This window comes from Streptomyces sp. NPDC052101 (genome assembly GCF_040680235.1).
Taxonomy (GTDB): domain Bacteria; phylum Actinomycetota; class Actinomycetes; order Streptomycetales; family Streptomycetaceae; genus Streptomyces.
Genome location: NZ_JBFAWH010000010.1, coordinates 269032 through 283238 on the forward strand (window position 1 = coordinate 269032; position 14207 = coordinate 283238).

The window sequence follows — 14207 nt, forward strand, 5'->3', positions numbered from 1 at the left end:
GAGTGGCGCGCCCGCCGCCACGACGGCCCCGACCACCACCCCCGACAACACGGCACCGGACGCCCGGACGCCACACAGACGGCGCGGGCCGTTCAGGGGAACCCGTGGACGCAGGCGCGTGAGGGGGGCGGCGGCGGTCGAGGTCTTCAGCCGTGACCGCCGTGCCCCTGCCGCTGATTCCGCCGATGCTCGCCACGGCGGGCAGCCTGCCGCCCGCCGCCCAGGACGAGCGATGGGCGTACGAGACCAAGCAGGACGGCCAGCGGGTGATGGTCTATCTGCCCGGTGACGGCAGCCTGCTGCTGCGCGCCCGCTCCGGCGAGGACATCACCGCGGCCTATCCCGAACTGCGGCCGGTCGGCGACGCGCTCGGTTCCACGCCCGCCGTGCTGGACGGCGAGGTGCTGGCCCTCGACGAACAGGGCCGGGCCGACTTCCAGTTGCTGCAGAGCCGGATGGGCCTCGCCCACTCCCCCGCGCGGGCGGCGCGCCGGGCCGCCCGGGTGCCGGTGCACCTGGTGCTGTTCGACGTGCCCTACCTCGAGGAGTCCCTGGTGCGGCTGCCGTACATACGGCGGCGGGCCCGGCTGACGGAGCTGGGGCTGGCCGGGCCGCACTGGTCGACGCCGGGTGCCGTGACCGGGCACGGGGCCGAGGCGCTCGCGGCGACCAGGGAGCACGGCCTGGAGGGCCTGGTGTGCAAGCGGCTGGACTCGGTGTACGAACCCGGGGTGCGCTCCCGCGCCTGGATCAAGATCCGGAACATGCGCGCCGAGGATGTGATCGTCGGCGGCTGGCTGCCGGGCAAGGGACGGCTGAGCGGACTGCCCGGCGCCCTTCTGGTCGGACAGCGCGACGCGCACGGCCGGCTGCGGTACGCAGGCGGGGTGGGCACCGGCTGGAGCGAGGCGGAACGGACCGAACTGGCCCGTCTGCTGGAAGCCGCCGCGAGCGACCGGTGCCCCTTCGACCCGGCGCCCCGGATCCCGGACGCCCGCTGGGTGCTGCCCCGGCTGGTGGGAGAGGTCAGTTACAGCACCCGTACCCGGGCCGGGCTGCTGCGCCAGCCGTCGTGGCTGCGGCTGCGCCCGGACCTCACCCCGGAGGACTCCGCGGCGGACCTGCCGGAAGGCTTCGGCTGAGGGGACACACCCGGGCGCGGCCATGCCGTACGGCGCGCCTCCGCCCCGCCATGGACGCCCCACTGTCCACACCCCCATCATGGACGGATGGATCTTCACGCGGCACCACCCCCGGCGGTCGACACGTCCGGACTGCTCGCCCTCGCCGAGGGGCATCACAGCCGTACCGCGCGCGCTCTCGGCGTCCGGGAAGCCGCCGGTCACCTCGTCAAGGTGTACGCGCTGCAGGCGCCGGGGCGTACGGTCGGTGCCGAGACCGTGGCGACGGCACTGGACCTGGCCTCGGGCCATCTGGCGCTGGGGCGCGCACGCGGCTCGCTGGGCCTGGCGGTGCTCATCGTGCACGCGGGCGGCGACGGCGACTACGTCCTCGTGCACAGCTGGATCGAGGGGCACATGTCCGACCTGGCCGTGTTCACCGGACCGGCAGGACGACCGGCCGAGCTGCGGCCGGGCCGGGCGGGGCTCGCGCCCTGCGTCTGGGAGGGCGCGCTGTTGGCGCATGAGCGGGAGGCGTTCTCCCGACACGTCCTCGACGGCGGGGCCCCGCTCGCCGAGCGCCTGGCCGCCTGGAGCACCGACAGCCTGGAGGGCGAGGTCCGGTGACGGGCACTCCCCGGGTCCGGCACGCCGACCGCGCCGATCTGCCCCGCGTGGCCGAACTGGCCGCCCAGCATGCCGCGTACGAGCGCGCCGCCCCGCCGGTACCGGACCTCGCCGCCCGGCTCGCCGGCCTGCTGTTCGACACGCCCGCCCCGCGTCTGCGCTGCCTGGTCGCCGAGACCCCGGACGGCCGGATCGTCGGCTACGCCACCTGCGCGCCCGAACTGTCCACCTGGGACGGGCGGGAGTACCTGCACATGGACTGCCTGTTCCTGTCCCCCGGCCACCGCGGCCTCGGGCTCGGCCCGCTGCTCGTGGACGCGGTGGTCGCCGAGGCGCGGCGGCTCGGCGTCGCGGAGGTGCAGTGGCAGACGCCTGCCTGGAACGAGGGCGCGGTCCGGTTCTACGACCGGCTCGGCGCCCGCGCGAAGGACAAGCTGCGCTACAGCCTCCCGGTCACCGAGGCAGGCGCGTGACTCAGGAGCCGGTCGGCGCCCGGGAGTTGTATCGGCGGCTGCTCGAACACACGGGTCCGGACGCGTACGACGCCGTCGCCGAGCCATGGGCCGCGCGGGCCGGAGCCGCCTACCGCGAGCGGCTCGCCGCAGTGGCCGAGTCGCTGAGCGGCCATCCGCCCGGGACTCGGGATCCGCGGCCCGCGGGACTGGCCGCGGACCTGTGGGAGCTGTACGCCCTGAGCCGCGTCAGCGACACGCTGCTGCTGTCCTTCCAGCCGCCCGGGCACGATCACTGGGCGGGACCCGGACTGAGCAGGGAACAGTATCTGGCGCTCTTCACGGCTCTCGGGATGACACCGTTCGGGCGGACGGCGGTGTTCGACCCGTTCCTGCACGAGATCGTGGAGGTCGAGCAGGCAGCGGACCCCACCGAGCCGATCCAGGTCACCGAGGTCGTCTGGCCCGGCCTGTGGCTGGGCGCCGAAGTGCTGTTCGGCCGGGCGGGCGTACGGGTACGGGCAGGGCTCCGGCACGCGGAGCGCGCAGTGGCCGACCGCTCCCCGCTGTACTGGACCTACCGGCGCCGGCACCGGCCGACGGCCGATCTGTCCATGGGCTGGGGATCCAACTCCCAGTGGCGCACCGACTTCCGCGTCGACGTCAGGACCGCCGACGGCGATCGCCTCAACGTCCTGGGCGAGGAGCGCATCGACGACGTCGAAGCGGGCAGCGCGGAGGCGCTGCTGACCCCGGCCGAGCGGCGTGACCTGCTGCGGCACCGATGCCTGGTGCGCACCCCGGAGCGGGCCGCCGCGCTCGACGGCCGCCCCGGCTGGATGGCGGACCTGTTCCCGTACGACTGGCGGTGACGCGAGCGGGACTTGAGCGCGGTGGGAGCGGGACGCGAGCGTGGTGCGATCCGGACCCGGGCGCGGTGGGAGCGGGCCGGGACCGGGCGTCGGGCCCGAGGGTCTATCGTGTCCCCCATGTCCGTCCCGGAATTGATTCGTATCGTCTCCCGTGACTCCCCCATGGCTCTGGCCCAAGTCGACCGGGTCCGCGCCGAGTTGGCCGTACTGCACCCGGGTGTGCGCACCGAGGTCGTTCCGGTGAAGACCACCGGCGACAAGTGGCTCGGCGATCTGTCCAAGGTCGAGGGCAAGGGGGCGTTCACCAAGGAGGTCGACGCGGCCCTGCTGGCCGGGGAGGCCGATCTCGCGGTGCACTGCGTCAAGGACGTGCCCGCCGACCGGCCGCTGCCCGCCGGGACGGTGTTCGCCGCGTTCCTGAAGCGGGACGACATCCGCGACGCGCTGGTGGACCTGGGCGGCCGCACCCTGGACGAGTTGCCGGCGGGCACCCGGATCGGCACCTCCTCGGTGCGCCGGGTGGCCCAACTGGCCGCCACGCACCCGCATCTGGAATGCGTGCCGTTCCGCGGCAACGCCAACCGCCGGCTGGAGAAGCTGGCCGCCGGGGAAGCGGACGCGCTGTTGCTCGCGGTGTCCGGTCTGGAGCGCATCGGCCGCACGGACGTGATCAGCGAGGTGCTGTCGACGGAGACGATGATGCCGCCGATCGGCGCGGGCATCCTCGCGCTGCAGTGCCGTGAGGACGACACCGAGGTGATCGACGCCGTCAGCGGGCTCGGCGACCCGGACACCTATCGCGAGGCGACGGCCGAGCGGATGTTCCTGCATGTGCTGCAGGGGCACTGCAACAGCCCCATCTCCGGGTACGCACGCGTGGACCGCGGCGGGGAGCTGTCCCTGCGGGCCTGTGTGTTCACTCCGGACGGCAAGACCCGGCTGAACGCCCACGAGTGGGCGGGCCGGCTCGATCCGGCCACCCTCGGCACCTCGGTCGCGGTGGCGCTGCTGCGGCAGGGCGCCCGGGAGATCATCGACGGCATCCCGCACTGAGAGCCTGTGCGACACAGGCTCTGAGGCACCGGGCCGCGTACGGCGGCCCGGTGACGGTCGTACCGCGCGCAGCCGCGGCTCGTGCGCCGCAGGACCGCATCAGGCGGTGCCGGGCTCCGTCTGATCCCGCAGGAAGGCGCTGACCTGGTGGGCGAGGCCGCCCTGCCCGGTGACGGCGGGGGCGGCGGTCGGGGTCGCCTCAAGGACGCCGATGCCGCCCGTCCACAGCCGGCGGTCGGCCCACTCCTCGTCCACCCGCAGCTGCACCTGCACATCCACGTGGGTCAGGGCGGCCTCGGGGGCGGCCGCGTAGACCACGGCGGTGGCCCGGCGCAGCGGGTAGACGTCGAAGCCCTCGATGAACTGGGAGTTGCGCCAGTCGATGAACGCGCCCTCGCCGTCGGGGCCGACACGGACGTCGATCTGGCCGTCCTCCAGGTGGATGCCGTAGTGCTGGGCACCACGGTTCTCGACCGTCACCCGGACACTGAAGTACGTCAGGCCGACGGCGGCGTCATCACGTCCGCGCGGCGGCTCGGCCGCCTCCAGACGGTGGACGCGGACCCGCAGACCGGCATGCTCGTCGTACTCGTGCCAGTCCCCGACCACGTTCGGCTCGTACACAGTGCCCCTCTCGACCTTCGAGAGCTGCTGTCTATCTGTGCGTCGAGCGCACTGTCAAATGAGCAGAATGCGCCGTGGCCAGCGGGTTCGCCCGCTTTGATCAGTGATCAAGCGCTGCCCAGGAAGTATGCGTGCGCCGCACTTTCTGCGGGCTACGCGTGCGTGCCGCACATCACGTCCGGCGCAAGATCATCGGGCCAGGCGGCCGAGCAGTGAGGAGGCCGCGGTGACGCCGAGCGCGGCGGCCACCGCCAGGACGGCGAAGTCGGTGCCGAGATGCGCGGGCGTGCCGAGCAGCAGGCCGCGCAGGGCGTCGACTTGATAGCTGAGGGGGTTGACCTTGCTGACGGCCTGCAGCCAGCCCGGCATCACCGAGACGGGGTACAGGGCGTTGGAGCCGAAGAACAGCGGCATGGTGATCGCCTGCCCGAAGCCCATCAGCCGGTCGCGGCTGAGGACGATGCCCGCGATGCTCATCGACAGACAGGAGAAGAAGGCGGAGGCGAGGACCACCGCGGCGGCGACGCCGAGCAGCTTCAGCGGGTTCCAGGTGAGGGCCACGCCGAGCACGGCGGCGATGGCGATGACGACGACCGCCTGGATCAGCGACTTCACCCCGGCGGCGAACGCCTTGCCGGTGATCAGTGCCGAGCGCGGGGTCGGGGTGACGAGGAGCTTGTCCAGGATGCCCGCGTCGCGTTCCCAGATGATCTGGATGCCGTAGAAGATCGCGATGAACATCGCCGACTGGGCGATGATGCCGGGCGCCATGAAGTCGATGTACGGGACGCCTCCCGTGGGGATCGCGCGCATCCGGGTGAAGGTCTGGCCGAAGATCAGCAGCCACAGGGCGGGCTGGACCGCGCGGGTGTACAGCTCGGTCCGGTCGTGCCGCAGCTTCTGCAGCTCGACGGCGCACATGGCGATGACCCGGGCGGGCAGCAGCCGCCAGCCGGCGCGCGGGACCGGCGGGCTGAGCAGCAGGTCGGTGCCGCTGCCGGGGGTGCGGTCAGCCGACGCGGCGCGCGGTGCGGCGGGTGCTGCGGACATCGCGGAAACCTCCTTTGGAGTGGTCGTCGAGGCTGCTGCCCGCCACGTGGCGGAAGACGTCCTCCAGCGTGGGCAGGGTGCCGGCGCCCTGGCGTTCGGCCAGGCCCCGGCGCAGCTCCGCCGGGGTGCCGAGGGCGCGGATACGGCCGCGGTGCATCAGGCCGACCCGGTCGCAGTACTGGTCGGCCTCGTCCATGTAGTGGGTGGTGACGAGGACGGTCATGCCGGTGGCAGCGCGCACGCCGTTGATGTGCTCCCACACGCCGGTGCGGGCGATCGGGTCCAGGCCGATGGTGGGTTCGTCGAGGATCAGCAGCCGGGGCGCACTGACCAGGGCCTGGGCGAGTTCGAGGCGGCGGACCATGCCGCCGGAGTAGGTGCCGGCGAGCCGGTCGGCGGAGTCGGCGAGGCCGACGGCGGCCAGCGCCTGGGCGACCCGTGCGGCGCGCTCGCGGCGGGGCACGTCGAAGACGCGGGCGAACAGGGCGACGTTCTCCCGGCCGGTGAGCCCGCTGTCGGCGGACAGCTGCTGCGGGACGTAGCCGAGCAGGCGGCGCACCGCCATCCGTTCCTTGGCGGCGTCGTGCCCGAAGACGTGGACCAGGCCGGCGGGGACGGGCAGGAGGGTGGTGATGCAGCGGATCGCGGTGGTCTTGCCGGCGCCGTTGGGCCCGAGCAGCCCGAACACCTCGCCCTCACGGACGCCCAGATCAAGGCCGTCCACGGCGCGGTTCTCGCCGAAGGCGTAGACGAGCCGCACACAGCTGACGGCCTCGGCGGGCACGTGCGCGGCCTCGGTCGTGTGGGCGGATTCGGTGCATGCGCCGGGGGGCGCGGCCGTGTCGGTGGCTTCAGGGGGTGCGCCGGACCCGCCGGCGGTGCCGACGGCTTCGGGGGGTGTGTCCGCGGTGTCCCTCGTCATCGTGTCTGGACCTCCGTCATGGTGTCGTGACCCGTCAGATGTCTGGACCTCCGTCATGACCATCGGCCTCGGTCATGCGTCCACTGCCTCCTCCGTCATCCGTCCCCGGCCCCTTCGGTCATCCGTCCCCGGCCTCCTCGTGCAGGCCGGCGGCCAGCTTGTGCAGCGCCGGCAGGGCCGCGCGCAGGGCCTCCCGGTCGGTCTCGTCGAGCCGGGACACATGCCGGCCGACCAGGTCGGCCCTGCGGCGCTGCCAGTCAGCGAGCCGCTTCTCGGCGGCCTCGGTCAGCCGCAGCCGCGCGGCGCGCCGGTCGGCGGGGTCGGTCTCGCGGAGCAGGAATCCGGCCCGGACGAGCTGGTTGACCAGCGTCGACACGGAGTTGCTCGCCAGGTGCAGCGCCCTCGCCGCGTCCGAGATGCCGATGCCGGGCCGGGACTCGACGAGCCGCAGCAGCTCCACCTCGGCACCGCGCAGCCGGGGCACGGTCATCCCGTCGCGCAGCCGCCGCCGGATCAGCCGCTGGATACGCACCAGCGTGTCCGCCAGCTCTTCCGGGAGGGTCTCGGACCCCGTCGCCGTTCGCCGCGCTGTCTCGGGTTCCACACCTGAAGATTATCTCTGTTACAGAGATAATGCTCGCCAAGGGCCGGTCAAGGCAGCCAGACAGTGTTCCCCCCAGCAGTGTTCCAATTACACCGATTTGTTTAATGATGTCCCTGAGCGGGAAACCGCACGGCAGTGCTTCGGACCGGAGGCACATCTGTGGGAGCAGGCTCCGTCGGCCGCCCCGAATCCCTCATCCGGTCCGAGCGCGCCTCCCACGGTGTCTGTTCATCCAGCACCTGTTGAGAGAGGTGCGCATCATGTGTGTCACCGGCAGCACGAAATCCCATCCGCACGACGACGCCCCCGACACCGCGGAGTCCTTCGAGCGGCTCGCGGGGCTGCCCGACGGCCCTGAGCGGCGGGCGCTCCGTGATGAGCTGGTCCGGCTGTGGCTGCCCATGGCCGAGCGGATCGCCGTGCGGTTCCGCGGCCGCGGGGAGGCCCTGGAGGACCTGTACCAGGTGGCCGCCCTCGGCCTGGTGAAGGCCGTCGACCACTACGACCCGGAGCGCGGTCGAGCCTTCGAGGCGTACGCCGTGCCCACCATCACCGGCGAGATCAAGCGGCACTTCCGCGACCACATGTGGACCCTGCACGTGCCCCGCCGGGTGCAGGACCTGCGCAACCGGGTCCGCTCCGCCATCAAGGAACTGACCCAGAGCACCTCGGGGCGCCCGCCCACCGTGGCGGAGATCGCCGCCCACACGCGGCTCAGCGAGGGCGAGGTGCGCACGGGCATGGAAGCGCTGGAGTGCTTCTCCGCGCTGTCCCTGGACGCCGAGGTGGCCGGCACCGACGGCTACGCCCTCGGGGACTCCCTCGGCGACTCCGACCCCGGTTACGACCTCGTGGTCGACCGGGTCGCCGTCGCGCCGTGTCTCGAAGCGCTGCCGGAACGCGAGCGCACCATCCTCTACCTGCGGTTCTTCCGGGGAATGACGCAGAGCCTGATCGCCCAGCAGCTCGGCATCTCACAGATGCACGTCTCCCGGCTGCTCAGCGGCTGCTTCGACCGGCTGCGCGAGGAGCTGCTCGCCGAAGTCCGCTGAACCCCGCCGGCCCCGACCCGACCGGACCAACCGGGCCCGACCATGACTCAGTCGTCCAGGGCCCCGGGCACCTGGGTGGGCCCGTACCGGTCCAGGGCGTCTTCCAGGGCGGCGCTGACCTCGGGCGGGATGTCGCCGCGGCGGCCCCAGACGAGTATCAGCTCCGCGATGTTGCGCAGCTTGATGTTGGTGTGCTGGGAGACCTCCTTCAGCACCTCCCAGCCCTCGTCCGGGGTCACCCTGCCCAGAGCAACCATCATCCCGATCGCCTGGTCGACGACCGCGTGGGAGGCCACGGCCTCCTTCAACTGGTCGACTTGCGCCTGCAGCTCGGAGAGCCGGTCGGGCTCGCTCGCTCCCATGCCCCCATCGTCCTCGGCGGCCTGCGCCGATGCCAGCGGGGGTACTCGACAGGCATCCGCCCCCCTTTCGGTTGGACACTGGTGCCAGACCGGTGGCCGCCCGGCCCCGAGAGCAGGATGCGACTGCCATGAACCACAACGCCCCCGCCGGCGGTGGAGCGCGCAGGCGAGACGTCGTCTCCACGCACTCCGTCTTCGGCGCCCCGTGCTGGGTGAGCCTGACCAGCCGTGACCTCCAGGCCACCCAGGACTTCTACACCGCCGTCCTCGGCTGGCGCTGGCGCGGCGCCAAGCTCGGCGAGCACTTCCGCATCGCGCTCGCGGACGGGGTGCCGGTGGCGGGGATCGCAGCCGTGGCCGCCATGTGGCAGATGGCGGTGGCCTGGACGCCGTACTTCGCCGTGCCGGACGCCGATGTGGCGGTGGCCCGGGCCCGCGAACGCGGCGGTACGGCGGCCGTCGGGCCGCTCTCCTTCCCGCCGGGCCGGGCCGCGCTGCTCGCCGACCGGGACGGGGCGACCTTCGGGATCTGGCAGGGGGAACTGGTCGGCAACTGGGAGGCCTGGCGGCGGGCGTCGCCGACCTTCATCCGGCTGCACACCCGCGACGCCTTCGACGCCGCGATGTTCTACGGCGAGATCCTCGACTGGGCGTCCGGGCAGCCGGGCTGCTGCGAGGTGGAGTACGAGGGCGGCGAGGTGGTGCTGCGCAGCCAGGGCGACATCGTGGCGCGGATCGACTCGGGCGCCCTGGAGGCGGCACCGGACCCCTCCGTGCGGCCGCACTGGCAGATCCACTTCGCCGTCGCGGACGTCCTGGACTGCGCCCGCACGGCGGAGAAGCACGGTGGCAGCGTGTTGAGCGAGGAGGAGGACGAGGCGATCCTGCGGGATCCGGACGGGGCGCAGTTCACGGTGACGTCACACCGCGCTCGCTGAGCCGACGGCCCTGCGGACCGCCGCTCGGCTCATCGCACGTGACGGACGCGACAGCAGCACGAGACTGCGGGCTTCCGTGCGGAGCCCCGTGCCGGCCTTGCGTTCGCGTTCGTCGGGGGGGCCGTCCGGGTCGGCGGTGTCGATCAGGGTCGTCCAGCGCTCGCCGAAGGAGTCGTCGGGCAGGCGGAAGTCGACCGGCTCCCAGTAGCCGTTGACGAGGAGGAGGAAGGAGTCGTCGGCCATGTGGCGGCCGTAGCAGTCGCGTTCGGCGATGGCGTCGCCGTTGAGGAACACACCCACCGAGTGCGCGTCGCCGCGCTGCCAGTCCCGGTCCGTCATCTCACGGGCGTCGGGCCTGAACCACACCAGGTCGGGCAGCGGCTGTGCGGCGTTGGTCGCGGTCTCGCCGCGAAAGAAGCGGCGGCGCCGCAGCACGGGATGCGCGGCACGCAGGGCGATCAGACGCCGGGTGAAGTCCGCGAGGCCGCGCTGCCCGTCGGCCGTCTTCCAGTCGATCCAGGAGAGTTCGTTGTCCTGGCAGTAGGCGTTGTTGTTGCCCCGCTGTGTACGGCCGAGTTCGTCGCCGTGGCAGAGCATCGGGATGCCCTGCGACAGCAGCAGTGTGGCCAGCAGGTTGCGCTGCTGGCGGGCGCGCAGTTCGAGGACGGCCGGGTCGCTGGTGTCGCCTTCCGCACCGCAGTTCCAGGACCGGTTGTGGCTCTCGCCGTCCCGGTTGCCCTCGCCGTTGGCCTCGTTGTGCTTGTCGTTGTACGACACCAGGTCGCGCAGCGTGAAACCGTCGTGCGCCGTGACGAAGTTGACGCTCGCGCGCGGCCGGCGCCGGCTGTGCTGGTACAGGTCGGAGGAGCCGGTCAGCCGGGAGGCGAACTCGCCGAGCGAGCCGGGCTCGGCCCGCCAGAAGTCCCGTACGGCGTCCCGGTACTTGCCGTTCCACTCCGACCACAGCGGCGGGAAGTTGCCGACCTGGTAGCCGCCCTCCCCCACGTCCCAGGGCTCGGCGATGAGCTTGACGCGGCTGATCACCGGGTCCTGCTGGATCAGGTCGAAGAACGCAGACAGCCGGTCCACCTCGTGGAACTGCCGGGCCAGCGTGGCCGCGAGGTCGAAGCGGAAGCCGTCGACGTGCATCTCGGTGACCCAGTACCGCAGCGAGTCCATGACCAGCTGGAGCACGTAGGGATGCCGCATCAGCAGGCTGTTGCCGGTGCCCGTGGTGTCGTAGTAATGCGCCCAGTCGCCGTCCACCAGCCGGTAGTAGGAGGCGTTGTCGATGCCGCGGAAGGACAGGGTCGGGCCCTTCTCGTTGCCCTCGGCCGTGTGGTTGTAGACCACGTCGAGGATCACTTCGAGGCCGGCCGCGTGCAGCGCCTTCACCATGGCCTTGAACTCGTTGACCTGCTGGCCGAGGGTGCCGAAGGCGGCGTAGGCGTTGTGCGGGGCGAAGAAGCCGATGGTGTTGTAGCCCCAGTAGTTGGACAGGCCGCGGTCCTGGAGCACGCCGTCCTGCACGAACTGGTGCACCGGCATCAGCTCCACCGCACTCACCCCGAGCGAGGTCAGGTGCTCGACGACGGCGGGGTGGGCGAGGCCGGCGTAGGTGCCGCGCAGCCGGTCGGGGACGTCCGGGTGGGTTCGGGTCAGGCCGCGTACATGGGCCTCGTAGATCACCGAGTCCGCGTACGGCGTCCGCGGCGGGCGGTCGTCGCCCCAGTCGAAGTACGGGTCGGTGACGACGCCCAGCATGGAGTGCCCCGCGCTGTCGGCCGGGGCGGGGCCGTCCGGGGCGCGCTCGTACAGCGAGGGGTGGTTGTCGAACCGGCCGGCCACGGCGCGAGCGTACGGGTCGAGGAGCAGCTTCGCCGGATTGCAGCGGTGGCCGAGCGAGGGCTGCCAGGGACCATACACCCGGTAGCCGTAGCGCTGACCCGGGGCGATGCCGGGCAGATAGGCGTGCCAGACGAATCCGTCGACCTCGTGCAGCCGGACGGGGGTCTCGGTGCCGACGTCGTCGACGAGGATCAGCTCGACCTGTTCGGCCACCTCGCTGAAGAGGGCGAAGTTGGTGCCCTGCCCGTCGAACGCGGCGCCCAAAGGGTAGGGCTGCCCGCTCCACGCGGGCAGCCCTGTGCGGGAGGAGCAGGAGGTCACCGGCCGCCCTCCAGGACGGCATCGAGAACAACGGCCGACCCGGCGAGGATGCCATCGGGCACAGCGGCCGACGCAGCAGGCACGTGGTCGGGCACGACGGCCGACCCGGCGGGCACGTCGCCCGGCACAGCGGCGAGCGCGGCGAGCACGTCGTCCGGCACAGCTACCGCGGCGACCAACCCGGCGAGCAAGCGGTCCGGCACGGCTTCCGGCCCGTCGAGGACGTCGTCCGCCGCTGCCGCCGGGGCGGTCAGGACCGTCACCGGCAGATCGCGCGGCACCGCCAGCCCCTGCCGCAGCGTGGGCGAGGGGGCGGTCGGCACCAGCGGGACGCGCTGGCCGGCCCGGGCACGCTGGGAGAACCAGATGATCTTGCTGCCGCCGGCCGAGGCGCAGCAGCCCCAGCCGTCGCTCATGGCGGCGATGTCGGCGAGACAGGCGCGCAGATCCTGGTCGGGACGGAGATCCGGGTCGTCGTCCCCGAAGGCGGTGATGAGGTGCTGGCCGTTCCACCACATCTCGATCGACGTGTGCTTGTCTGTGGCGTGCTGGTCGATCGCCCGCAGCAGCAGTTCGGCGCCGCGGCAGACGGGGACCGCGAGGTTCTCGAGGTCCCAGTAGCGCAGGTGGGCGGCCAGGATGCGGCTGACCTGTCCCACCCGTTCCGGGCTGACTTCCACGTCCAGGTGGTAGTAGCAGGGCACTGCGGTCTTCATCGTCGCTTGCTCCTCACCGGCGAAGCTCTCGCTCCCCTCCCGGGCACCCAACGTGAGCGTTGATCGCTTTTGAGTCACCTCTACGGTGCGGGTGCTACGCCATTCGTGCAACACGAGCACCCGACACCACTCCTCGTTGAAGATCCAACAAGACGCTGCGTCGTCGTCCGTGCACCATAAGTGAAAGCCTCGATCGCCGTAACGGTGCCGTGCGCTTCCGCGCGCGAACACCACCCGACCGTCGGGAACGCGCCCAGTCGAGAGCGTGGAGGGTGAAGAGGGCGATGCTGCTACCCGCCAAGGCCGAAGTGGCCCGGGCGTTGCGGCGTTACCGGGCGTGGGAGCGCGTGATGCTCGCCTCGCCCCACGACCGCACGGTCCGGGTCACCTTCGAGGACTCGGGCTACACGCTGTGCGTGCTGATGGGCAAACGCTGCGCCCGCGAGGCCGCGGACGCCGCCGAGCGCTATCTGCGGACCAACCTGGTCACCTACCTGCGTGAGCAGGACGGACGGCCGCGGTCACGCCGGTCGGCCAGAAGAGCGCCGCCATCGGAGCGGCGTTCCACGGCGCCAAGCCCCTGACCTGGCACCGTACAAGGCGTTCCCCCCGGGGCCGGCGTCGGCCGGCCCCCTCTCGGATCGCGAAGCCGGGCCGGGTGCCCGGCTTCGCGCACGGCGGAGGTGAGATACATGCGCAGGACCCCGGCCATCGGCCGTGTACCGGTACGAGACGTCCGGCCGGCCGTGGAGTGCGGCAGGCGCCCGGCGAAAGCGGTGGCCGGGGAGACCTTCCTGGTGACGGCCACCGTGTTCCGCGAGGGGCACGACGCCGTCGGCGCCAACGTGGTCCTGCGTGATCCGAAGGGCCGTCGCGGCCCGTGGACGCCGATGCGGGAGCTGTCCCCCGGAAGCGACCTGTGGGGCGCGGAGATCACCCCGGACGCGACGGGCCGCTGGACCTTCCGAGTGGAGGCCTGGAGCCATCCACTGGCGACCTGGCGGCACACCGCCGCGGTCAAGGTCCCGGCCGGGATCGACATCGGGGTGGTGCTGGAGGAGGGCGCCGAGCTGTACGAGCGTGCGGCCGCCGGGGTGCCGAAGGGCCCGGAGCGCACCGCCGTCCTCTCCGCCGCGCAGACCCTCGGCGACGACTCGCTGCCCGTGCACGAGCGCCTGAAGGGGGCCTACTCGCCCGAGGTGGAGGCGTTGTTGAGCCGCTACCCGTTGCGGGAGCTGGTCACCGCCTCGGATCCCATGCCACTGCTGGTGGAGCGGGAGCGCGCCCTGTACGGCTCCTGGTACGAGTTCTTCCCGCGTTCGGAGGGCTCCGCCGGGCAGCCGCACGGCACGTTCCGCACGGCCGTGCGCCGGCTGAAGCCGATCGCGGACATGGGTTTCGACGTCGTCTACCTCCCGCCGATCCACCCCATCGGCAGCACGTTCCGCAAGGGGCCCGACAACACCCTCACCGCCGGGCCCGACGACGTGGGCGTGCCCTGGGCGATCGGCTCGCCCGAGGGCGGCCACGACACCGTCCACCCCGATCTCGGCACGATCGAGGACTTCGACTTCTTCGTCGGGCAGGCCCGCGCGCTCGGTCTGGAGGTGGCGCTCGACTTCGCGTTGCAGTGCTCGCCGGATCA

15 protein-coding genes and 1 pseudogene are annotated in these 14207 nt (G+C 72.3%); 9 read left to right on the forward strand and 7 right to left on the reverse strand.

The window, feature by feature from the left end; genetic code table 11:
- The first annotated feature begins 161 nt into the window (after positions 1-161).
- The 5 genes from AB0L75_RS20200 (at position 162) to hemC (ending at position 4125) form a co-directional block, all read left to right on the forward strand.
- Positions 162-1142 carry an ATP-dependent DNA ligase gene (locus AB0L75_RS20200; protein ID WP_365182591.1) on the forward strand — a complete coding sequence of 327 codons (981 nt, stop codon included), beginning with the start codon at positions 162-164 and terminating at the stop codon, positions 1140-1142.
- 87 nt (positions 1143-1229) lie between these two features.
- Positions 1230-1748: a hypothetical protein gene (locus tag AB0L75_RS20205; RefSeq protein WP_365182546.1), complete on the forward strand. Its 519-nt coding sequence runs from the start codon at positions 1230-1232 to the stop codon at positions 1746-1748.
- On the forward strand, positions 1745-2221 hold the full coding sequence (locus tag AB0L75_RS20210) for a GNAT family N-acetyltransferase (protein ID WP_365182548.1): 477 nt from the start codon (positions 1745-1747) through the stop codon (positions 2219-2221). Before AB0L75_RS20205 ends, AB0L75_RS20210 begins: the two co-directional genes overlap by 4 nt.
- Positions 2218-3072: a hypothetical protein gene (locus tag AB0L75_RS20215; protein WP_365182550.1), complete on the forward strand. Its 855-nt coding sequence runs from the start codon at positions 2218-2220 to the stop codon at positions 3070-3072. The genes AB0L75_RS20210 and AB0L75_RS20215 overlap by 4 nt, the downstream gene beginning before the upstream one ends.
- A gap of 117 nt (positions 3073-3189) precedes the next feature.
- On the forward strand, positions 3190-4125 hold the full coding sequence (gene hemC, locus AB0L75_RS20220) for a hydroxymethylbilane synthase (protein ID WP_365182552.1): 936 nt from the start codon (positions 3190-3192) through the stop codon (positions 4123-4125).
- 99 nt (positions 4126-4224) lie between these two features.
- On the opposite strand, the gene AB0L75_RS20225 is transcribed toward hemC, so the two are convergent.
- The 4 genes from AB0L75_RS20225 to AB0L75_RS20240 form a co-directional block, all read right to left on the reverse strand.
- On the reverse strand, positions 4225-4749 hold the full coding sequence (locus AB0L75_RS20225) for a hypothetical protein (protein ID WP_365182554.1): 525 nt from the start codon (positions 4747-4749) through the stop codon (positions 4225-4227).
- Positions 4750-4938: 189 nt separating this feature from the next.
- Positions 4939-5799 (reverse strand): ABC transporter permease, encoded by an 861-nt coding sequence (locus AB0L75_RS20230; protein WP_365182556.1) that lies wholly within the window; start codon positions 5797-5799, stop codon positions 4939-4941.
- Positions 5759-6721 carry an ATP-binding cassette domain-containing protein gene (locus tag AB0L75_RS20235; protein WP_365182558.1) on the reverse strand — a complete coding sequence of 321 codons (963 nt, stop codon included), beginning with the start codon at positions 6719-6721 and terminating at the stop codon, positions 5759-5761. Before AB0L75_RS20235 ends, AB0L75_RS20230 begins: the two co-directional genes overlap by 41 nt.
- 118 nt (positions 6722-6839) lie before the next feature.
- Positions 6840-7325 (reverse strand): MarR family transcriptional regulator, encoded by a 486-nt coding sequence (locus AB0L75_RS20240; RefSeq protein WP_365182560.1) that lies wholly within the window; start codon positions 7323-7325, stop codon positions 6840-6842.
- Between the two features lie 260 nt (positions 7326-7585).
- Here AB0L75_RS20240 and AB0L75_RS20245 point away from each other — a divergent pair, with 260 nt between their 5' ends.
- Positions 7586-8377, forward strand: a complete 792-nt coding sequence (locus tag AB0L75_RS20245) for an RNA polymerase sigma factor SigF (RefSeq protein WP_365182562.1) — start codon at positions 7586-7588, stop codon at positions 8375-8377.
- A 47-nt stretch (positions 8378-8424) separates the two neighbouring features.
- Here AB0L75_RS20245 and AB0L75_RS20250 read toward each other — a convergent pair whose 3' ends face one another.
- Positions 8425-8739, reverse strand: a complete 315-nt coding sequence (locus tag AB0L75_RS20250; RefSeq protein ID WP_365182564.1) for an ANTAR domain-containing protein — start codon at positions 8737-8739, stop codon at positions 8425-8427.
- A gap of 128 nt (positions 8740-8867) precedes the next feature.
- Here AB0L75_RS20250 and AB0L75_RS20255 point away from each other — a divergent pair, with 128 nt between their 5' ends.
- Complete coding sequence (locus AB0L75_RS20255) at positions 8868-9677, forward strand: VOC family protein (protein ID WP_365182565.1); 810 nt, start codon at positions 8868-8870, stop codon at positions 9675-9677.
- On the opposite strand, the gene glgX is transcribed toward AB0L75_RS20255, so the two are convergent.
- Both glgX and AB0L75_RS20265 read right to left on the reverse strand, forming a co-directional pair.
- Positions 9660-11846: a glycogen debranching protein GlgX gene (gene glgX / locus AB0L75_RS20260; RefSeq protein ID WP_365182567.1), complete on the reverse strand. Its 2187-nt coding sequence runs from the start codon at positions 11844-11846 to the stop codon at positions 9660-9662. The genes AB0L75_RS20255 and glgX overlap by 18 nt on opposite strands.
- A gap of 260 nt (positions 11847-12106) precedes the next feature.
- Positions 12107-12562, reverse strand: a pseudogene (locus AB0L75_RS20265) (pep a2); the annotation flags it as partial.
- A gap of 284 nt (positions 12563-12846) precedes the next feature.
- Between AB0L75_RS20265 and AB0L75_RS20270 the strand changes: the two are divergent.
- Positions 12847-13146, forward strand: coding sequence for a DUF5133 domain-containing protein (locus AB0L75_RS20270; RefSeq protein WP_365182569.1), 300 nt, complete (start codon positions 12847-12849; stop codon positions 13144-13146).
- 108 nt (positions 13147-13254) lie between these two features.
- Positions 13255-14207: maltotransferase domain-containing protein (locus tag AB0L75_RS20275; RefSeq protein WP_365182571.1), on the forward strand; the 953-nt coding region annotated here is incomplete at its 3' end.